This window comes from Streptococcus sp. CF8_Ac1-9, from assembly GCF_024295565.1.
Classification (GTDB): Bacteria; Bacillota; Bacilli; order Lactobacillales; family Streptococcaceae; genus Streptococcus; species Streptococcus parasanguinis_X.
Genome location: NZ_JANCOY010000006.1, coordinates 1 through 19,660, shown reverse-complemented (window position 1 = coordinate 19,660; position 19,660 = coordinate 1). Strand labels below are relative to the sequence as shown.

At 40.8% G+C, this 19,660-nt stretch carries 21 protein-coding genes and 1 tRNA gene; 8 read left to right on the top strand and 14 right to left on the bottom strand.

Annotation, left to right across the window (positions count from 1 at the left end; genetic code table 11):
- The first annotated feature begins 90 nt into the window (after positions 1-90).
- The 7 genes from NML76_RS08965 to serS all read left to right on the top strand — a co-directional run bounded on the left by NML76_RS08965 (position 91) and on the right by serS (position 7,185).
- A complete protein-coding gene (locus NML76_RS08965; RefSeq protein WP_049471729.1) occupies positions 91-903 on the top strand; it encodes a Cof-type HAD-IIB family hydrolase in 813 nt (270 codons plus the stop codon).
- Between the two features lie 189 nt (positions 904-1,092).
- A complete protein-coding gene (gene adhP, locus NML76_RS08960) occupies positions 1,093-2,115 on the top strand; it encodes an alcohol dehydrogenase AdhP (RefSeq protein WP_227038450.1) in 1,023 nt (340 codons plus the stop codon).
- A gap of 375 nt (positions 2,116-2,490) precedes the next feature.
- Positions 2,491-3,480, top strand: a complete 990-nt coding sequence (locus NML76_RS08955; protein ID WP_031575194.1) for a PTS sugar transporter subunit IIB — start codon at positions 2,491-2,493, stop codon at positions 3,478-3,480.
- A gap of 27 nt (positions 3,481-3,507) precedes the next feature.
- Positions 3,508-4,311 carry a PTS mannose/fructose/sorbose transporter subunit IIC gene (locus NML76_RS08950; RefSeq protein WP_195190088.1) on the top strand — a complete coding sequence of 268 codons (804 nt, stop codon included), beginning with the start codon at positions 3,508-3,510 and terminating at the stop codon, positions 4,309-4,311.
- An 18-nt stretch (positions 4,312-4,329) separates the two neighbouring features.
- On the top strand, positions 4,330-5,241 hold the full coding sequence (locus NML76_RS08945) for a PTS system mannose/fructose/sorbose family transporter subunit IID (RefSeq protein ID WP_031575187.1): 912 nt from the start codon (positions 4,330-4,332) through the stop codon (positions 5,239-5,241).
- An 80-nt stretch (positions 5,242-5,321) separates the two neighbouring features.
- Entirely contained in the window at positions 5,322-5,690 is a 369-nt protein-coding gene (locus NML76_RS08940; protein WP_023920226.1) for a DUF956 family protein, read from the top strand.
- 217 nt (positions 5,691-5,907) lie between these two features.
- On the top strand, positions 5,908-7,185 hold the full coding sequence (gene serS, locus NML76_RS08935) for a serine--tRNA ligase (protein WP_195623607.1): 1,278 nt from the start codon (positions 5,908-5,910) through the stop codon (positions 7,183-7,185).
- Between the two features lie 42 nt (positions 7,186-7,227).
- Here serS and NML76_RS08930 read toward each other — a convergent pair whose 3' ends face one another.
- From NML76_RS08930 to NML76_RS08870, 13 genes are all read right to left on the bottom strand, one after another.
- Positions 7,228-7,998 carry an acetyl-CoA carboxylase carboxyl transferase subunit alpha gene (locus NML76_RS08930; RefSeq protein ID WP_021154504.1) on the bottom strand — a complete coding sequence of 257 codons (771 nt, stop codon included), beginning with the start codon at positions 7,996-7,998 and terminating at the stop codon, positions 7,228-7,230.
- Positions 7,991-8,857 carry an acetyl-CoA carboxylase, carboxyltransferase subunit beta gene (gene accD, locus NML76_RS08925; RefSeq protein WP_003003810.1) on the bottom strand — a complete coding sequence of 289 codons (867 nt, stop codon included), beginning with the start codon at positions 8,855-8,857 and terminating at the stop codon, positions 7,991-7,993. The genes NML76_RS08930 and accD overlap by 8 nt, the downstream gene beginning before the upstream one ends.
- A gap of 103 nt (positions 8,858-8,960) precedes the next feature.
- Entirely contained in the window at positions 8,961-10,325 is a 1,365-nt protein-coding gene (locus NML76_RS08920) for an acetyl-CoA carboxylase biotin carboxylase subunit (RefSeq protein ID WP_254733325.1), read from the bottom strand.
- Between the two features lie 13 nt (positions 10,326-10,338).
- Positions 10,339-10,764 (bottom strand): 3-hydroxyacyl-ACP dehydratase FabZ, encoded by a 426-nt coding sequence (gene fabZ / locus NML76_RS08915; RefSeq protein ID WP_003004019.1) that lies wholly within the window; start codon positions 10,762-10,764, stop codon positions 10,339-10,341.
- Positions 10,761-11,249, bottom strand: coding sequence for an acetyl-CoA carboxylase biotin carboxyl carrier protein (accB, locus tag NML76_RS08910; protein ID WP_254733323.1), 489 nt, complete (start codon positions 11,247-11,249; stop codon positions 10,761-10,763). The genes fabZ and accB overlap by 4 nt, the downstream gene beginning before the upstream one ends.
- 3 nt (positions 11,250-11,252) lie before the next feature.
- On the bottom strand, positions 11,253-12,485 hold the full coding sequence (gene fabF / locus NML76_RS08905; RefSeq protein WP_003010454.1) for a beta-ketoacyl-ACP synthase II: 1,233 nt from the start codon (positions 12,483-12,485) through the stop codon (positions 11,253-11,255).
- A gap of 61 nt (positions 12,486-12,546) precedes the next feature.
- Positions 12,547-13,281, bottom strand: coding sequence for a 3-oxoacyl-[acyl-carrier-protein] reductase (fabG, locus tag NML76_RS08900; protein ID WP_003010456.1), 735 nt, complete (start codon positions 13,279-13,281; stop codon positions 12,547-12,549).
- A 12-nt stretch (positions 13,282-13,293) separates the two neighbouring features.
- Complete coding sequence (gene fabD, locus NML76_RS08895) at positions 13,294-14,214, bottom strand: ACP S-malonyltransferase (protein ID WP_049522747.1); 921 nt, start codon at positions 14,212-14,214, stop codon at positions 13,294-13,296.
- A gap of 22 nt (positions 14,215-14,236) precedes the next feature.
- Positions 14,237-15,202: an enoyl-[acyl-carrier-protein] reductase FabK gene (fabK, locus tag NML76_RS08890; protein WP_037608323.1), complete on the bottom strand. Its 966-nt coding sequence runs from the start codon at positions 15,200-15,202 to the stop codon at positions 14,237-14,239.
- A 114-nt stretch (positions 15,203-15,316) separates the two neighbouring features.
- A complete protein-coding gene (locus NML76_RS08885) occupies positions 15,317-15,541 on the bottom strand; it encodes an acyl carrier protein (protein ID WP_003003892.1) in 225 nt (74 codons plus the stop codon).
- A 57-nt stretch (positions 15,542-15,598) separates the two neighbouring features.
- Positions 15,599-16,573: a beta-ketoacyl-ACP synthase III gene (locus tag NML76_RS08880; RefSeq protein WP_070659615.1), complete on the bottom strand. Its 975-nt coding sequence runs from the start codon at positions 16,571-16,573 to the stop codon at positions 15,599-15,601.
- Positions 16,573-17,007 carry a MarR family winged helix-turn-helix transcriptional regulator gene (locus NML76_RS08875; RefSeq protein ID WP_009732277.1) on the bottom strand — a complete coding sequence of 145 codons (435 nt, stop codon included), beginning with the start codon at positions 17,005-17,007 and terminating at the stop codon, positions 16,573-16,575. The genes NML76_RS08880 and NML76_RS08875 overlap by 1 nt, the downstream gene beginning before the upstream one ends.
- A 95-nt stretch (positions 17,008-17,102) precedes the next feature.
- Complete coding sequence (locus NML76_RS08870; protein ID WP_254733321.1) at positions 17,103-17,894, bottom strand: enoyl-CoA hydratase; 792 nt, start codon at positions 17,892-17,894, stop codon at positions 17,103-17,105.
- Between the two features lie 240 nt (positions 17,895-18,134).
- Here NML76_RS08870 and NML76_RS08865 point away from each other — a divergent pair, with 240 nt between their 5' ends.
- Entirely contained in the window at positions 18,135-19,490 is a 1,356-nt protein-coding gene (locus NML76_RS08865; protein ID WP_254733319.1) for an aspartate kinase, read from the top strand.
- A gap of 92 nt (positions 19,491-19,582) precedes the next feature.
- On the opposite strand, the gene NML76_RS08860 is transcribed toward NML76_RS08865, so the two are convergent.
- A tRNA-Asn gene (locus NML76_RS08860) sits at positions 19,583-19,656 on the bottom strand.
- Positions 19,657-19,660: the final 4 nt, after the last annotated feature.

Here is a 19,660-nt window from a genome sequence, read left to right as displayed (position 1 = left end):
TCAAGAAATCCTACTTCTCTTCTCGATTTTTGAGCGCTTTTCCGATTTTTCTGATATAATGGTCTCATTCTTCTCGAAAGGAACTGAAATATGCATAAAAAGATGATCGCTCTAGATCTAGACGGCACTCTCTTAAATTCCGAAAGCAAATTGAGCGACTTTACCATTGATACGATTAAAAAAATTAGTGCTCTTGGCCATAAAGTCATTATTACAACAGGCCGCCCCTACCGTATGGCACATACCTACTACAAACAACTAGAGCTAGATACTCCGATGATCAATTTTAACGGCTCCCTTACGCACTTACCTGAGAAAAAATGGGCGGATGAACAATGTTTGACTTTAGATAAAAAATACCTGCTAGATATGGTCGCCAACCGAGACACCATCCAAGCGGACTTTATAGCAGGCGAATACCGCAATAAATTCTTTATTACCGATCCAAATGAGCACGTCGCAGATCCTAAATTATTCGGTATTGAATCTTTCCAACCAGAAAATCAATTCAATCCAGAGCGGGTAACGAGCGACCCAAACTGTATCCTCTTTCAAACGAAAGCGGAAGACAAATATGCTCTGGCAGATGAAATGAATCGCCATTATGATTACAATCTGTCTATCAATACTTGGGGTGGTCCCTTAAATATTCTGGAATGCAATCCAAAAAATGTGACCAAAGCTTCTGCTCTGACCTACCTTCTAGATAAACTCAATATGGATCAGAAGGATTTGATTGCCTTTGGAGACGAGCACAACGATACCGACATGCTAGCTCTCGCTGGTCATGGATACGCCATGAAAAACGCGAGCTCTGTCCTACTTCCTTACGCGGATTCCGTCACAGATTTTACCAATAATGAGGACGGTGTCGCGCGCCAACTCATTCAATTATTCTTATAATAGGAACAGACATGAGCTATCCCTCATGTCTTTTTCTATCCTAAATACTTAATCGGTTAATCAATACCCTCCTATTTTTCCATTTTTTTCATTGCCTTGCCATCTAGTTTGTGATATTATTAACATAGTTATTAAAGAAGCGCTTTCAAAAATTCTAAACCGCTTCTCGTTCACTTAAGGAGGAACAAAATGAAAGCTGTTGTTGTAAATCCAGAAGGTACTGGTGTTGAAATCGTTGCAAACAAAGACATGCGTCCACTTGAAACAGGGGAAGCTCTTGTTCAAATCGAATACTGTGGTGTCTGCCACACTGACTTGCACGTTGCTCACGGAGACTTTGGTAAAGTTCCAGGCCGTGTTCTTGGACACGAAGGAATCGGTATTGTTAAAGAAGTTGCTCCAGATGTTAAGAGCCTAAAGGTTGGGGATCGTGTCAGTGTCGCATGGTTCTTCGAAGGATGTGGAACTTGTGAATACTGTACAACTGGTCGCGAAACTCTTTGCCGTACTGTAAAAAATGCTGGTTACTCTGTTGATGGAGGAATGGCTGAAAAATGTATCGTTACTGCAGATTACGCAGTGAAAGTACCTGAAGGATTAGATCCAGCCCAAGCTTCTTCTATTACCTGTGCAGGTGTTACAACTTACAAAGCCATCAAAGAAGCCAAAGCTGAACCAGGACAATGGATCGTTATCTATGGAGCTGGTGGACTAGGAAACTTGGCTGTTCAATATGCTAAGAAAGTCTTCAACGCACATGTCATCGCTGTCGATATCAACAATGATAAACTAGAATTGGCGAAAGAAGTTGGTGCAGACTTTGTCATCAACGGTCGCGAAGTTGATGATGTCCCAGGATTGATCAAAGAAAAAACAAATGGTGGAGCTCACTCTGCTGTCGTAACAGCTGTTTCTAAAGTAGCTTTCAACCAAGCAGTAGATTCTGTTCGTGCAGGTGGCCGCGTGGTCGCAGTTGGTCTTCCTTCTGAAATGATGGACCTCAGCATTGTGAAAACTGTATTAGATGGTATCCAAGTCATTGGTTCTCTTGTAGGAACTCGTAAAGACTTGGAAGAAGCTTTCCAATTTGGAGCAGAAGGCTTGGTAGTCCCTATCGTTCAAAAACGTCCAGTAGAAGATGCTGTCAAAGTCTTTGACGAAATGGAAGCTGGAACCATTCAAGGACGTATGGTACTTGACTTTACAAACTAAACAACTGAACCTACAGGACTAGCCCAACTGGGCTAGTCTTTTTGAGTGCTCTCAATCACTCTATTTTACAATTTATTATATATTTATTTTTTATTTTTGCGGATATAGATCGATTGTTGGAATATTTTTATTGAAATTCAAATCCTATGAAACCTACATATCATTGCTTTCTTCTGCCATCATCAACTAATAAACAAGAGCCATTCAAGAGCATTCTTTTTCTATCTAACGATAATTTAATATAATAAATCAATGTTTTTACATCGAGATTTTGATAGAAAAATTGACTTAAGTGTGGAAACGATTTATAATAAAGTAGCTTAAAGTTTTCTTAAACTGAAAGTCAAACAAATTTTATAAGGAGGAATGTCAATAATGAGTATTGGTATCATTATTGCTAGCCACGGTGAATTTGCAGCTGGAATCCACCAATCCGGCTCGATGATCTTTGGGGATCAAGAGAAAGTTCAAGTGGTTACGTTCATGCCAAGTGAAGGCCCGGATGATCTCTATGCTAAATTTAATGCAGCTGTTGCCGCATTTGATGCAGAAGATGAAGTCTTGGTTTTGGCTGACCTTTGGAGTGGTTCTCCATTTAACCAAGCAAGTCGCGTCATGGGAGAAAATCCAGATCGTAAATTTGCGATCATTACAGGATTAAACCTTCCGATGTTGATTCAAGCTTATACAGAACGTTTGATGGATGCAAATGCCGGCGTTGATAAAGTCGCTGCAAACATCATTAAGGAAGCAAAAGACGGTGTCAAAGCTCTTCCAGAAGAATTGAATCCTGTTGAAGAAGCTAGTACAGCCGCTGCTGCTCCTGTAGCCCAAGCTGCTATTCCAGAAGGAACAGTTATCGGAGATGGAAAACTCAAGATTAACCTTGCCCGCTTAGATACACGTCTTCTTCATGGACAAGTCGCAACTGCTTGGACACCTGATTCAAAAGCCGATCGGATCATTGTTGCTTCAGATTCTGTTGCCAAAGATGAACTCCGTAAGGAATTGATCAAACAAGCGGCACCAAATGGTGTGAAAGCAAACGTTGTCCCAATTCAAAAATTGATCGACGTTGCAAAAGATCCACGTTTTGGAAATACCCATGCTTTGATCTTATTTGAAACACCTCAAGATGCTCTTCGCGCCATCGAAGGTGGTGTTCCGATTAAAACCTTGAACGTTGGTTCAATGGCCCACTCAACTGGTAAAACCATGGTGAACAATGTGTTGTCAATGGATAAAGATGACGTGGCTACATTTGAAAAAATGCGTGATCTTGGAGTTGAATTTGACGTCCGTAAAGTGCCAAATGACTCTAAGAAAGATTTGTTTGACTTAATTAACAAAGCTAACGTTCAATAATCGATTACTTACGAAAGGATTTTAAACATGTCTATTATTTCTATGGTATTAGTGGTCGTTGTTGCCTTCTTAGCAGGTCTTGAAGGTATCCTTGACCAATTCCAATTCCACCAACCCCTTGTTGCTTGTACCTTAATCGGTTTGGTAACAGGTAACTTGACTGCTGGCATTATGCTTGGTGGTTCACTTCAATTTATTGCACTTGGCTGGGCAAACATTGGTGCCGCAGTTGCACCCGATGCTGCCCTTGCATCTGTCGCTGCTGCCATCATCATGGTACTTGGGGGAGACTTCAGTACAAAAGGAATCGCTGTCGCTCAAGGTGTCGCTATTCCACTTGCAGTTGCTGGTCTTTTCTTGACCATGATCGTCCGTACCCTTTCCGTTGGTTTGGTTCACACTGCCGACGCTGCTGCTAGAAAAGGGGATATCAAAGGTGTAGAACGCGCTCACTTTGTGGCCCTTCTTCTTCAAGGTCTTCGTATCGCCATTCCTGCAGCCCTCTTGTTGATGATTCCTGCTGAAACTGTCAAAACTGCTCTTGAACAAATGCCAAAATGGCTCTCTGATGGAATGCAAATCGGTGGTGGTATGGTTGTAGCCGTTGGTTATGCCATGGTTATCAACATGATGGCGAGCCGTGAAGTATGGCCATTCTTTGCCATCGGTTTTGCTCTTGCAGCTGTTAGCCAATTGACCTTGATCGCCCTTGGAGCAATTGGTGTTTCCCTTGCCTTGATCTACCTTACTCTTTCTAAGAAAGGTGGCAATGGAGGTGGCGGTGCCGCTACTTCTAACGATCCAATTGGCGACATTCTCGAAGACTATTAAGAAAGGTGTGACACTATCATGACTGAAAAATTACAATTATCTAAATCAGATCGTCAAAAAGTTTGGTGGCGTTCAACCTTCTTGCAAGGTTCTTGGAACTATGAACGGATGCAAAACTTGGGTTGGGCTTACTCATTGATCCCAGCTATCAAAAAACTCTACACGAAGAAAGAAGACCAAGCGGCTGCTCTTGAACGTCACATGGAATTCTTTAACACTCATCCATACGTTGCCGCTCCTATCATCGGGGTAACGCTTGCTCTTGAAGAAGAAAGAGCAAACGGTGCCGCTATTGACGATGCTGCCATCCAAGGGGTTAAAATTGGTATGATGGGTCCTTTGGCGGGTATCGGAGATCCAGTCTTCTGGTTCACTGTCCGTCCAATTCTTGGGGCTCTTGGTGCATCACTTGCTGCGTCTGGTAATATCCTTGGTCCACTCATCTTCTTTATCGCATGGAATGCGATTCGTATGGCCTTCTTGTGGTACACGCAAGAACTTGGCTACAAAGCAGGTTCTGAAATTACCAAAGATATGTCTGGTGGGATCTTGCAAGACATCACTAAAGGGGCTTCTATCCTTGGGATGTTCATCCTCGCTGTCTTGGTAGAACGTTGGGTATCTATTAAATTCGTCTTCAATGTTTCTTCTGTCAAATTAGACGACAAAGCTTATATCCATTGGGATAAACTTCCTGAAGGTTTCAAAGGAATTCAAGAAGCCTTCGCTCAAGTTGGTTCAGGCCTATCTCAAACACCTGAAAAAGTTACAACTTTCCAACAAAACTTGGATTCATTGATTCCTGGTTTGATGGGATTGCTTCTTACTTTTGCTTGTATGTGGTTGTTGAAGAAAAAAGTATCTCCAATCACTATCATCATCGCTCTCTTTGTAATCGGTGTATTAGCACACGTTGCTGGCTTGATGTAAGCAAAGATCAACTAAAAAGAAGGTTTCGGCCTTCTTTTTATTATGATATAATGGAGTGAACAGCAATACAGGAGGATCTCATGGCTCAATCATTGAATAAAACCGTTGAATTCCATACTACAGGGGTTTCTTACCTTGGAGTGGGGGGAAAGGTTGGAAAAATCCTAGTCGGGAATGCCGCTTTTGAATTTTATGCGGATGCAAATGTAGAAGACTACATCCAAATTCCCTGGCAAGAAATCGAGCGAATCGGAGCCAATGTATCCGGACGTAAAATTAGCCGCCATTTTGAAATCTATACCAGAGAATCAAAATTTCTCTTTGCTTCAAAAGACTCTGGAAAAATTTTAAAGATTGCTCGGGAACATCTAGGGAATGATAAAATTGTCAAACTTCCTACGTTGATCCAAATCATCACGGCTAAAATTAAAAATCTATTTGCAAAATAGGATCTTTTCTTGTATAATAGACGCAAACGGATAAGTAAGTTAAGAGTCTCTTTCAGAAAGTCTGCGGTTGCTGCGAGCAGATAGGAATCTTAATTGAAATTCTACCGTTTCTTTAAAATACAATATCGAATCAAGTGCACACCTGTGAAGTTGGATGGAACCGTGGCTCTGCCACTCCAACACTCTAACAGGTGTGTTTTTTGTTAAAGGAGAAGCTATGTTAGATATTAAACGAATTCGTACAGACTTTGATACGGTTGCTAAAAAATTGGCAACACGTGGCGTAGATGCAGCTATTTTGAATGAAATGAAAGAAATCGATGCCAAACGTCGAGATATCTTAGTCAAAGTAGAAAATCTCAAAGCAGAGCGTAACACTGTATCTGCTGAAATCGCACAAGCTAAACGCAACAAGGAAAATGCAGATGATAAGATTGCTGCCATGCAAACCCTCTCTGCAGAGGTCAAAGCATTGGATACAGAATTAGCTGAAATCGATGCAAAATTAACTGAATTCACTACTACCCTTCCAAACATCCCTGCTGACAGTGTCCCTGTTGGAGCGGATGAGGATGACAACGTTGAGGTTCGCCGTTGGGGAACACCTCGCGAATTTGGCTTCGAACCAAAAGCTCACTGGGATTTAGGTGAAGACCTTGGTATCCTTGACTGGGAACGCGGGGCTAAAGTCACTGGTGCTCGTTTCCTCTTCTACAAAGGACTTGGAGCTCGCTTAGAACGTGCTATCTACAACTTCATGTTGGATGAACATGGTAAGGAAGGCTACACTGAAGTCATCCCTCCTTACATGGTCAATCATGATTCTATGTTTGGTACTGGTCAGTATCCAAAATTCAAGGAAGATACTTTTGAACTTAGCGATACCAATTATGTCCTCATTCCAACAGCTGAAGTTCCCTTGACAAACTACTACCGCGATGAAATTCTTGATGGGAAAGATCTTCCAATCTACTTCACCGCTATGAGTCCATCTTTCCGTTCAGAAGCTGGTTCAGCTGGTCGTGATACTCGTGGCTTGATCCGTTTGCACCAATTCCATAAGGTTGAAATGGTAAAATTTGCTAAACCAGAAGAATCATATGATGAATTGGAAAAAATGGTTGTCAATGCTGAAAATATCCTTCAAAAACTGAACCTTCCATACCGTGTGGTAGCTCTCTCCACTGGAGACATGGGCTTCTCAGCGGCCAAGACTTATGACTTGGAAGTATGGATTCCAGCGCAAAACACCTACCGTGAAATCTCAAGCTGTTCCAATACAGAAGATTTCCAAGCTCGCCGTGCGCAAATCCGCTACCGTGACGAAGCAGATGGCAAGGTAAAACTCCTTCACACTTTGAACGGTTCTGGATTGGCTGTCGGACGTACCGTCGCTGCTATTCTTGAAAACTACCAAAACGAAGACGGTTCTGTGACCATTCCAGAAGTCCTTCGCCCATACATGGGTGGCGCAGAAGTCATCGCACCAAAATAAAGTTTAAAAAAACTGAGTCTTGCAAATTGCAAGCTCAGTTTTTTAATATTTACGAAAACGTTGGTAGCGTTGCTCCAGAAGCTCTTCGAGAGGTAAAGCTTGTAAAACCTTTAACTCTTCCTGTAATTCCTTCTTCACTTGAGCCAGTAGTTCTCCATTTGAAAATCCATGCTCGGGAATCACCTTATCGACAATTTCCATATTTAACAATTCGTGAGAAGTAATCTTCATCAACTCTGCTGCTTCCATAGCACGACTTCCATCTTTCCAAAGAATAGAGGCAAAACCTTCTGGACTCAAGACTGCATAGATGGAGTTCTCAAGCATCCAGACCTTATCTGCCACAGCAAGAGCCAAGGCACCACCAGAGCCACCTTCTCCGATGATAATCGCGATAATTGGAACTTTTAGATCACTCATTTCCATGAGGTTACGGGCAATGGCTTCACCTTGTCCTCGTTCTTCAGCACCAACACCAGGATAAGCACCCGCTGTATTGATAAAGGTCACAACTGGACGACCAAATTTCTCCGCTTGCTTCATGAGGCGCAAAGCTTTTCGATAGCCTTCTGGATGGGGTTGCCCAAAATTACGTTTTAGATTATCTTGAAGATTTTTTCCTTTTTGGATTCCAACGACTGTAACCGTTTGATCGCCTAAGCGTCCAATCCCACCAATCACCGCACCATCATCACGGAAGTTTCGATCTCCATGTAATTCGATAAAATCATCAAAAATTCCTTGAGCAAAATCAAGCGCAGTCAATCTTCCTTGGTCACGTGCTTCTTTAATAATCTGTGTTATTTTACTCATGTTTACCTCCATGAAGGGCTAATAATTGTCCAACTGTCGCTCGGATTTGACTTCTCTCCACGATCAAGTCTACAAATCCATGTTCTTGTAGAAATTCTGCTTTTTGGAAATCATCAGGCAATTTTTCACGCACAGTTGATTCGATCACGCGTCGACCAGCAAACCCGACCAAGGCTTGACTCTCTGCCATGATAATATCACCTTCCATAGCAAATGAGGCTGTCACCCCACCAGTTGTCGGATCTGTCAATACCGTCAAATAGAATAATTTTTCTTTGGAATGGCGTTGAACAGCCGCAGAAATTTTTGCCATTTGCATCAAACTCACGATTCCTTCTTGCATCCGAGCACCACCGGAAGCGGTAAAAAGAACAACTGGCAATTTTTCTTTTGTCGCAAATTCAAATAAACGAGTAATTTTTTCGCCTACTACAGAACCCATTGAAGCCATGATAAAGTTGGAATCCATGATCCCAAGCGCAACTTTTTGACCTTTAATCAAGGCAGTTCCAGTCAGGACAGCTTCATCCAGTCCTGTCATTTCCCGCACTGCTGCTAGTTTCTTCTTATAATTTGGGAAATTCAAAGGATCTGTCGTTTCGATTCCTGTAAACATTTCTTCAAAGCTAGCTGGATCCACTGTCAGCGCCAAGCGTTCTTTAGCAGAAATACGGAAGGTATAGCCACAATTCGGGCAGACACGCTCACTACCTAAATCCTTTTGGTAAATGGTATGTTTACAACCTGGGCATTGTGAAAATAGTTCATCAGGAACTTCAGGTTTTGGCTGAGGTTCCTTCCAGGCTGACCTATTCGGATTGATCCGAATATATTTATCTTTTTTAGAAAATAATGCCATTACTTACTCCTTATAATATGCTACTGCATCTGTAGCATTACTATAAAAGCCTGCAACTGTGAGGATGATGTTCATACTTCCCTCACAAGTCCAGGCTTTTTCATCATTCCTTATTATAATTTGGAAGGAATTGTTCCATCAAAAATGCAGTATCATAATCACCAGCGATTACATGTGAATCTGAAATCAAATCCAACTGGAAACTGCTATTGGTTGTGACACCATCGATTTCCAACTCATAAAGAGCTCTCTGCATTTTCATCAGTGCATCAAAGCGATTTTCACCATGGACAATGATCTTAGCAATCATACTATCATAGTATGGTGGAATCGTATAACCAGGATACACAGCAGAATCCACACGCAAGCCAACCCCACCACTTGGAAGATAGAGATTCGTGATCTTACCTGGGCTTGGTGCAAAGTTAAAGGAAGGATTTTCCGCATTGATCCGGCATTCAATCGCATGGCCTTTAAAGACAATATCCTCTTGAGTAACGGATAATTCTTGTCCAGCTGCAATTTTAATCTGTTCCTTAACGATATCAACTCCTGTTACAAATTCTGTAACAGGATGCTCTACTTGCACACGGGTATTCATTTCCATAAAGTAGAACTCACCCTTGCCTTCATCATACAAGAATTCAATCGTTCCAGCATTCTCATATCCAACTGATTCAGCTGCCCGAACAGCAGCAGATCCAATGCGATTGCGAAGCGTTTTTCCGATGGCAATCGAAGGGGATTCCTCTAGAACTTTTTGGTTATTTCGTTGAAGAGAACAATCGCGTTCACCTAAGTGAATGACATGTCCATGCTGATCCGCTAAAATTTGTACTTCAATGTGGCGTGCAGGATAAATCACCCGCTCCATGTACATGGCACCATTCCCAAAAGCAGCTTGAGCTTCTGAGGAAGCTGATTCAAAAGCAGCAACCAGATCTTCTGATTTTTCAACCTTCCGAATTCCTTTACCACCGCCTCCCGCAGATGCTTTCAACATCACAGGATAACCGATGCGTTCGGCAATCTCGAGGGCTTCTTCAGCAGTATACACTTCACCATCTGATCCAGGAATAACAGGTACTCCTGCTTTGATCATCTGTTTACGAGCATTAATCTTATCCCCCATCATATCCATGACTTTAGCAGATGGACCGATAAATTTAATGCCTACTTCCTCACACATGGTTGCAAATTTTGAGTTTTCACTTAAAAATCCAAAACCAGGATGGATGGCTTCTGCACCTGTTAATACAGCAGCAGACAAGACAGCACTCATATTTAAATAAGATTCTGTTGATTTAGCAGGTCCAATACAGACTGCTTCGTCCGCTAGTAAGGTATGCAAGGCTTCTTTATCAGCAGTAGAATACACCGCAACCGTCTCGATGCCAAGTTCACGAGCTGCACGAATAATGCGAACTGCAATCTCACCACGATTGGCGATTAAGATCTTACGAAACATAGATAGGCCTTTCTTAATTTCCAATTGCAAAAGTAAGTGTTCCTGAAGCTGCAAGCTTACCGTCTACCTCTGCTTTCGCTTCAACAACAGCAATTGTTCCACGACGTTTGACAAAAGTAGCTGTCATCACCAGTTGATCTCCTGGAACAACTTGTTTTTTAAACTTCACCTTGTCCATCCCCGCATAAAAGACTAATTTCCCTTTATTTTCAGGTTTTGACAACTCTAGTACACCTGCTGTTTGTGCCAAAGCTTCCATGATGAGAACACCTGGCATAACAGGATACTGTGGAAAATGTCCATTAAAAAATGGTTCATTAATTGTCACGTTTTTAATGGCAACAATCGTATCTTCGCTTGTTTCTAAAACGCGATCCACCAAAAGCATTGGGTAACGATGCGGCAAAGCCTCACGAATAGCATTTATATCAATTGTCATTTAATTCGAACCAATCCTTTTCCAAATTCAACCATTTCTTCATTCGTTACCAAAATTTCAGTGACCACCCCATCTTTAGGTGCTGGGACTTCATTCATCACTTTCATGGCTTCGATAATTAAGAGTGTTTGACCCTTAGTGACCTTGTCTCCTACAGATACGAAGGCTGGTTTATCCGGAGCTGGTGACAAGTAAGCCACACCAACCAATGGACTTTCAACGACATCACCTTCAGCCTCTTGAGCTGGAGCAGCAACTGTTTCAGCCGCTACAGCTGGAGTTGCTGGTGCTTCAACAACAGGGACTACTGCAGGAGTTTGAGGGGCCGATACCACTTCAACCGCAGGGGCTACCGGTGTAGCCGCAACTGAACTAGTTTGGTTTTTACTCAAATTCAATTCTTCGCCGTTATTTTTATATGAGAATTCACGCAAAGTTGACGCATCAAATTGAGCCAACAAATCTTTGATTTCAGAAATATTCATGAATTAACCCTCCCAACGTTTAAAGGCCAGAACAGCATTGTGTCCTCCAAAACCAAAGGTATTTGAGATAGCGTACTGAATATCCGCTTCTTGGCCTTCACCATAAACAACGTTTGCTTCTATATAGTCAGATAATTCTTTAGTCCCAGCAGTTTTTGGTACAAAACTGTGACGAATCGCTTCGATGGTAGCAATCGCTTCAACCGCACCAGCAGCACCAAGCAAGTGTCCTGTAAATGATTTAGTCGAAGATACAGGAACTTCTTTACCAAGTACAGAAACAATAGCTCCGCTTTCACCTTTCTCATTGGCAGGTGTAGAGGTACCATGGGCATTGACATAGTCAACATCTTCAGGCTTGATACCTGCTTCATTGATCGCTAATTTAATCGCTTTAGCAGCTCCTGAACCATCTGGAGTTGGTGTTGTCATGTGGTAAGCATCACAGTTTGATCCGTAACCAACAATCTCAGCTAAAATATTAGCACCACGTTTTTGGGCATGTTCCAAACTTTCGATGACAAGAACCCCTGCACCTTCCCCCATCACAAAACCATTACGGTCTTTGTCAAATGGAATAGAGGAACGTTCTGGGTCTTCCGTTGTAGAAAGAGCTGTAAGGGCATTAAAACCACCAATACCAATCTTGGTAATAGAAGCTTCAGCACCACCTGCCAAAACAACATCATGCATACCAAATTTAATTTCACGGAAAGCTTCACCAATTGCATCATTGGCAGAAGCACAAGCAGTTGTCACTGATTTACATACCCCTTGAGCCCCAATCTTAAGTGCGATGTTTCCAGCACCCATGTTTGAAAGAGCTTTTGGAATAAACATTGGTTGGATTCTCTTCATCCCACGTTCATGCATCCGGATAATTTGATCTTCCAATTCTTGCAAACCACCGATACCAGATGATACAATCACGCCTACTCGATCACGGTCTTCTTCTTCCATATTCAAGCCTGAATTTTCAATAGCTTCCATCGCAGCATAGATTGCATACAATGAGTAAGTATCCATACGATTTTGATCTTTTTTCACAAAATATTTATCGAATGGGAAATCTTGAATTTCACCAGCATTAAAGACTGGAATTTCAGAAGCATCAAATTTCGTAATGGGCTTGATTCCAATTTTTCCTTCATGAAGGCTATTCCAGAACTCCTCTGGTGTATTTCCGATTGGTGAGGTTACACCGTAACCTGTAACAACAACACGATTTGTAGACATATATATTCTCCTTTTGTCGGATGGATATTTAAGTAAGTGATTTTCGATCAGTAAGCATTCATTATTGCATAGTCATGCCGCCATCAATGGCAATTGTTTGACCAGTTAAATATTCTTGACCTGCCAAGAAAGCCGCAACTTCTGCCACTTCTTCAGCTTGACCAATTCGTTTCATTGGCACTTGAGCTAGCATGGCATCTTTCATTTTCTCTGGAATAGCGTCTGTCATATCTGATTCAATGAAACCAGGTGCAATGGCATTCACACGAACGCCACGAGCCGCAACTTCACGCGCAACGGATTTGGTAAAACCAATCAATCCAGCTTTTGAAGCTGCATAGTTCGCTTGACCAATATTCCCCATTAGACCAACAACAGAGGACATGTTGATAATGGCACCTTGACGAGCCTTAGACATAGGTTTTAAGACAGCTTGAGTCATATTAAAGGCACCGGTCAAGTTGATTTTCAAGACCCGTTCAAAATCTTCTTCAGTCATTTTCAACATCAACTTGTCGTTTGTAATGCCAGCGTTATTGACCAAAACATCAACACTTCCAAGCTTTTCAATTGCTTCAGCCACCATACGTTGCGCATCTTCGCCATTAGAAATATCTCCAGAAATACCAACAACAGTCACACCATAGTCAGCAAACTGTGCAAGCAAGTCCTCAGAAATTTCAGAACGTCCATTTAGGACAACATTGGCACCGAGACTCGCAAATTTATGAGCCACAGCCAATCCAATTCCGCGTGTTGAACCTGTTACAAAAACATTTTTATTTTTAAGTTCCATCTTTACCTCGTTTTAAGCATTCAGAAGTGCATCTAGACTAGCCTGATCTTCGACGTTATGAGTTGGAAGAGTTTTATCAATTTTCTTCAAGAATCCTGACAAGACTTTTCCAGGTCCGATCTCGATGACTTCATCTACACCAAAGTCTTGAATCGTAGCAATTGAATCATAGAAACGAACCGGTTCTTTTACTTGACGGGCCAAAAGTGCTTTCACATCTTCTGACTTCATGATAGTAGCTTCTGTATTCCCAACTAAAGGAAGATCAAAATCATTAAATGATACTTTTTCTAGTTCAGCCGCCAATTTTTGACTAGCAGATTCCAGTAAGGCTGTGTGGAATGGACCTGACACATTCAAAGGGATCAAGCGTTTGGCACCTGCTTCCTGCAATAGTTCCACAGCATAGTCCACAGCCGCAACCTCACCACCAATCACAATTTGTGCTGGCGTATTGTAGTTAGCTGGTGTTACTACACCCTTTTCGGATGCTTGTTGACAAATCTCCTCGATCAAACTTGGGTCTGTATTCATAACAGCAACCATTTTCCCACTTCCAGCGGGAGCTGCCGTTTCCATGAATTCACCTCGTTTCGCAACCAAAGCTACTGCATCTTCAAACGAAAGAGCTCCAGCCGCAACCAGGGCAGAATATTCCCCCAAAGAGAGACCGGCAACAATATCAGGAGTGATACCATTTTCTACTAAGAGACGATAAATGGCTACTGACGTTGTCAAAATAGCTGGTTGAGTATAGCGTGTCTGATTCAGTTTTTCTTCGTTAGAATCAATCAATTCACGCAAATCATAGCCTAGAATACGACTAGCCGTATCAAATGTCTCTTTAACAACGGGATAAGCCGCATACAAATCGCTCGCCATGCCCAATTTCTGAGCCCCTTGACCAGCAAATAAGAACGCACGTTTTGTCACTATCCTAATCCTTTCGACGTTTTTAGACGTTTACATCTGCCCAACGAGCAGCTTCTTCTTTAATCACCTTGGCAGCACCTGTGTAAAGGTCTTCCAAGATTTCTGCACATGTTTCTTCTTTACGAACAAGACCTGCAATTTGTCCAGCCATAACTGAACCATATTCCACATCTCCATCAACAACAGCGTTACGAAGGGCACCTGCACCAAGCTCTTCAATTTCCTCTTGAGTCTTCTTACCAGCCAAGAAATCTTTTTCAGCTTGGTTATATTCTGTAGCCAATTTATTCTTAATCGCACGAACTGGGTGTCCAACAACTGAGGCTGAAATAACAGTATCAATATCTTTAGCCTTCAAAATCTTATCTTTGAAGTTTTGGTGTGCATTAGATTCCTTAGCAACAGCGAAACGAGTACCAACCTGAACAGCTTCTGCTCCAAGCATAAGAACAGCAGCCATACCACGTCCATCTGCAACACCACCAGCACCAATAACTGGGATAGATACCGCATCCGCAACCTGGCGAACAAGTGCCATGGTTGTCAATTTACCAATGTGACCACCAGCTTCCATACCTTCTGCGACAACAGCATCAGCTCCAAGTTTTTCCATACGTTTAGCAAGTGCTACCGATGGAATAACTGGGATTACTGTAATTCCAGCTTCGTGGAAACGCTCCATATATTTACCTGGGTTTCCGGCACCTGTTGTAACAACCTTAACACCCTCTTCGATAACGAGGTCGACGATGTCATCTGCAAATGGTGACAAAAGCATGATATTAACACCGAATGGTTTGTCAGTGATTTGTTTTACTCTATCAATATTAGCTTTTACCACTTCTTTAGGGGCATTACCACCACCAATAATTCCGAGTCCACCAGCATTTGAAACGGCTCCAGCCAAGTCTCCATCAGCAACCCAGGCCATACCACCTTGGAAGATTGGATATTTAATATTCAATAGTTCAGTAATTCGTGTTTGCATTATACCTACCTCTTTTTTCACTTAAGTAATAGTTTGAGTTTAAAAGATTGTTTCTTTGAGCCTCAAACTATTACCTAAATAAGAGAGAATATCTTTCGATACTCTCATCTATCATTATTTTGTTTTTTCTTCTACGTAAGCGACAAGGTCACCAACTGTAGACAATCCTTCTTCAGTTTCGATTTGGATGTCAAAAGCATCTTCAATTTCAGAGATAACTTGGAACAAATCCAATGAATCTGCTTCTAAATCTTCGAATGTAGATTCAAGAGTTACTTCTGATGGTTCTTTACCAAGTTCTTCAACGATAATTTCTTGTACTTTTTCAAATACTGCCATGACAGGCCTCCTTAAAAAAAATATATAAATTTTTAAAATGTGTTTCCACATGTTTAACTAGATTGTAACAAGAAGTGTGCCCCATGTCAAACCTCCACCGAATCCTGTAAGAAGAATTTTTTGACTTCCATCCATCTTGATTCGATGATTCTCGACACACTCCGATAATAGAATGGGGATACTAGCAGCACTAGTGTTCCCATATTCCATCATATTTGCTGGGATCTTCTCTCTAGAGACACCCAGTTTTTTTGACATCTTATCTAACATTCGGTCATTCGCCTGATGTAAAAGAAAATAGTCAATCTCTTCTGCTTCCATAGAGGCGTCTGCTATAATCTTTTGAATGCTTTTCGTGACATCACGAATAGCAAAATCAAAAACTGCCCGCCCATCCATCGTCAGATATCTTCGATCGGTAACTTCCTCTGAATAAGGAGAAGACAGACCCAAATAGCAAGATTCAAGACTAGAACCACGGCTACCATCCGTAAAAAGACTTTCAGCTAAAAACGATTTTTGATCGCTCGCTTCAAGCAAGACACCGCCAGCTCCATCTCCAAAAAGTACTGAAGTAGAGCGATCTGACCAGTCTAATACTTTTGAAAGCGTCTCACTACCGATCACAATCCCTCGCTGGTACATCCCTGAAGAAATGTATTTTTCAGCAGTGGCTAATGCAAATACAAATCCGCTACATGCTGCAGTCAGGTCAAAAGCAAAGGCTCGAGAAGCTCCAATATTAGCTTGTACCCGGGCTGCGGTCGATGGCATTAAGCTGTCTGGAGTAATTGTAGCGACAACGATAAAATCAATTTCTTCAGCGTCTAAGTTTGCTTTTGCTAATAATCTTTGTGCGACAACTGTTGCAAGATCACTGGTCGTCTCATCTCTTGAAATGTGACGACGAAGAATGCCTGTCCGACTACTGATCCATTCATCACTTGTATCCATAATCTCAGCTAAATCATCATTCGATACGACTTGGTCAGGTACATAATGAGCGACTTGACTAATTTTAGCAAAGACCATTATTTAATTTCCTCCAAGAAACGATACAGATTTTGCAATCCTTTTTGCATCACTTTCTTCTCTTCAGGACTCATATCTCCAATAATCTGGTTGACCATCCGTTTATGGAATTGTTGATGAAGTCGATAAAGTAGACGACCATTCTTTGTTAAACTCAAGTGTACAACCCGGCGATCAACTTCAGATCTTCTTCTTTCGATATACCCTTTGCGCTCAAGATTATTCAAACTTGTCGTGACAGTCCCCAAAGTCACCATCAACTCCCGTGAAATATCACTCGGGGTTGCATTCGGTGTCGAACCAATCACGTCGATCGTATGCATTTCTTTAATAGAAACATCTTTAAATCGACTTGCTCTTAGGCTCGTCTCCTCGATAACCAAAACATTATTAAAGATGGATGTTAAATAGTCATTAACTAATTGGTAATTCAAAACTCCACCTCCTAATTTTACTTTGATAGTCAAATTTTATCAAAAATGAAAATAATTTGCAAGCTTTTTTCACAAAACATAGAAAAAATACAAATTTATTTTCCTTTAAATTGTGGCCGACGTTTTTCAGAGTAGGCAATAACCCCCTCTTTAAAATCTTCTGTAAATGCTAGTTTCTTTTGCAAATTTAATTCAAGATTCGCATATTGATCCCATTCTTTCAAGAAGGCTTCCCAAACCATTTCTTTCATGGCAGCATAAGAATTTGAAGATCCTCTTCTTAATTTTTTAAGCAATTGATCAACCGTTTTCTCAAGTTTTTCAGATTCACAAACACGGTAAGCTAGGCCATATTCCAATGCTTTTTCTGCGGTCAAAGCTTCACCCGTCATTACTAAATGAGTAGCCCGAGACATACCAATAGCTTTTCCTAATAAGAATAACCCACCCGCATCTGGTGCTAAACCAACCCCAACAAAGGCTTGAATAAATTTAGTACGATCACTAATAATACAAAAATCAACAGCTACTGCTATGTTGGCCGCCGCTCCTGCGACCGCTCCATCAGCTACCATAATAACCGGCTTAGGTAATTGCTTAATCTTCTTAGAAATCGTATTAACTAATTCGGCAATTAAAACAAGAGACTCGATGTCATCCGCATCGACTGCGCGTTTCATTTCGCTCAAATCTCCACCAACTGAAAAGATTTTCCCTTCTGCTGATAGAATAATGAATTTTACTTCCTCATTTTTTTCTGCATCTTCCAAGGCAGCTAAAATTTCCTGACACATTGGAATGTTAAAACCATTGGAAACTTCAGGACGATTTAAAGAAATTGACGCGAGATCGTTTTCGACAGAATAGAAAATTGTTTCAAACATCACAGACTCCTTTTGTTTAAATATAAAATATTTTGATATTAAAACTTTTTAATTATAACATATCATACCATAAAAAATAAGAATAGTAAAATATATCTATAAGATGTAACAAAATTGTAAAATTTAAATCATGACAATTTCTAGCCTCATAAGATCCACCTATTCTATGCCCTATTTATAAATACATTGTATCAACAACTGAAGTTTGGTATAATGTACTAATGAAACTATTAAGGAGAAAATATGAAAGTAACTAAATTCGGTGGAAGTTCTCTAGCATCAGCTCCACAATTAAAAAAAGTACTTAATATCATTAAAGATGATCCAGAAAGAAAATTTGTAGTTGTATCAGCTCCTGGTAAGCGAAATGCAGAAGATACAAAAGTAACAGATGCACTGATCCGTTATTATAAAGAATTCACTTCAGATAAAGATGTTACGCAAACACAACAGTGGATTATTGAGCGTTATCGTGCCATTACAGAAGAATTGGGTCTCAAAGATTCTATCATTCAAGAAATTGCTGAAGATATCTATGATCTGACAAATTTGCCTAAAAAAGGAAATCCATTTACATACGATGCATTCTTAGCAGCAGGTGAAAATAACAATGCTAAACTCATTGCTGCCTATTTCAATCAGAATGGATTAGAAGCAAGATATATCCATCCAAAAGAGGCAGGAATCACGGTCACTGCAGAACCTTCTAACGCTCGTATTTTACCATCTAGTTACGATAAAATTGAAGAACTAAAAGATTCAAGTGAAGTGATTGTCATTCCAGGATTCTTTGGTGTTACCCAAGATGGGGATATTTGTACATTTTCTCGTGGTGGATCCGACATTACAGGATCGATCATTGCAGCAGGTGTAAAAGCAGACTTATACGAAAACTTTACAGACGTAAATGGTATTTTTGCAGCACATCCAGGTATCATTAAACACCCACATTCTATTCCTGAATTAACTTACAAAGAGATGCGTGAATTAGCCTATGCTGGCTTTTCAGTTTTACATGATGAAGCTCTTGTGCCAGCCTACAGAGGTAAAATTCCATTAGTCATTAAAAATACAAACAATCCGGACCACCCAGGGACCCGAATTGTTTTGGAACATTCAAATGATCATGTAACTGTCGTAGGAATCGCTGGAGATTCAGGGTTTGTAAGTATCAATATGACCAAATACCTCATGAACCGTGAAGTTGGGTTTGGTCGAAAAGTTTTACAAGTACTAGAAGATCTTAATATTAGTTGGGAACATATGCCAACTGGTATCGACGACCTGTCCATTATCTTACGTTCACGTGAGCTTACTCCAATTAAAGAACAAGAAATTTTAAAACAATTAACGCAAAAGCTAGAAGTAGACACCGCCGAAATCGAACACGATCTTTCAATCATTATGATCGTCGGTGAAAAAATGAAAAGTCAAGTAGGGGTTACCGCAACTGCAGCTAAAGCACTATCAGAAAACGAAGTGAATATTCAAATGATCTCACAAGGTTCTAGTGAAGTCTCTATTATGTTCGTTGTAAGTAAGGATCAAGAAGAAAAAGCTATTAAAGCTTTATATCAAGCATTCTTTCCAAATAACTAGTTAACTAAAGGCTCCGTATAAAAACGGAGCCTTTAGTTTTATAAGATAAAAATAAAAAGATCAATAAAAATTGATCTTCACTTTCTTATGTACTCCGCCAGTAGGACTCGAACCTACGACATCATGATTAACAGTCATGCGCTACTACCAACTGAGCTATGGCGGAATAA

Excerpts from the sequence above, each read along its gene's own strand:
- NML76_RS08965 (WP_049471729.1), top strand. The coding sequence starts at position 91 with ATGCATAAAAAGATGATCGCTCTAGATCTAGACGGCACTCTCTTAAAT.
- adhP (WP_227038450.1), top strand. The coding sequence starts at position 1,093 with ATGAAAGCTGTTGTTGTAAATCCAGAAGGTACTGGTGTTGAAATCGTT.
- NML76_RS08955 (WP_031575194.1), top strand. The coding sequence starts at position 2,491 with ATGAGTATTGGTATCATTATTGCTAGCCACGGTGAATTTGCAGCTGGA.
- NML76_RS08950 (WP_195190088.1), top strand. The coding sequence starts at position 3,508 with ATGTCTATTATTTCTATGGTATTAGTGGTCGTTGTTGCCTTCTTAGCA.
- NML76_RS08945 (WP_031575187.1), top strand. The coding sequence starts at position 4,330 with ATGACTGAAAAATTACAATTATCTAAATCAGATCGTCAAAAAGTTTGG.
- NML76_RS08940 (WP_023920226.1), top strand. The coding sequence starts at position 5,322 with ATGGCTCAATCATTGAATAAAACCGTTGAATTCCATACTACAGGGGTT.
- serS (WP_195623607.1), top strand. The coding sequence starts at position 5,908 with ATGTTAGATATTAAACGAATTCGTACAGACTTTGATACGGTTGCTAAA.
- NML76_RS08930 (WP_021154504.1), bottom strand. The coding sequence starts at position 7,998 with ATGAGTAAAATAACACAGATTATTAAAGAAGCACGTGACCAAGGAAGA.
- accD (WP_003003810.1), bottom strand. The coding sequence starts at position 8,857 with ATGGCATTATTTTCTAAAAAAGATAAATATATTCGGATCAATCCGAAT.
- NML76_RS08920 (WP_254733325.1), bottom strand. The coding sequence starts at position 10,325 with ATGTTTCGTAAGATCTTAATCGCCAATCGTGGTGAGATTGCAGTTCGC.
- fabZ (WP_003004019.1), bottom strand. The coding sequence starts at position 10,764 with ATGACAATTGATATAAATGCTATTCGTGAGGCTTTGCCGCATCGTTAC.
- accB (WP_254733323.1), bottom strand. The coding sequence starts at position 11,249 with ATGAATATTTCTGAAATCAAAGATTTGTTGGCTCAATTTGATGCGTCA.
- fabF (WP_003010454.1), bottom strand. The coding sequence starts at position 12,485 with ATGTCTACAAATCGTGTTGTTGTTACAGGTTACGGTGTAACCTCACCA.
- fabG (WP_003010456.1), bottom strand. The coding sequence starts at position 13,281 with ATGGAACTTAAAAATAAAAATGTTTTTGTAACAGGTTCAACACGCGGA.
- fabK (WP_037608323.1), bottom strand. The coding sequence starts at position 15,202 with ATGCAAACACGAATTACTGAACTATTGAATATTAAATATCCAATCTTC.
- NML76_RS08885 (WP_003003892.1), bottom strand. The coding sequence starts at position 15,541 with ATGGCAGTATTTGAAAAAGTACAAGAAATTATCGTTGAAGAACTTGGT.
- NML76_RS08880 (WP_070659615.1), bottom strand. The coding sequence starts at position 16,573 with ATGGTCTTTGCTAAAATTAGTCAAGTCGCTCATTATGTACCTGACCAA.
- NML76_RS08865 (WP_254733319.1), top strand. The coding sequence starts at position 18,135 with ATGAAAGTAACTAAATTCGGTGGAAGTTCTCTAGCATCAGCTCCACAA.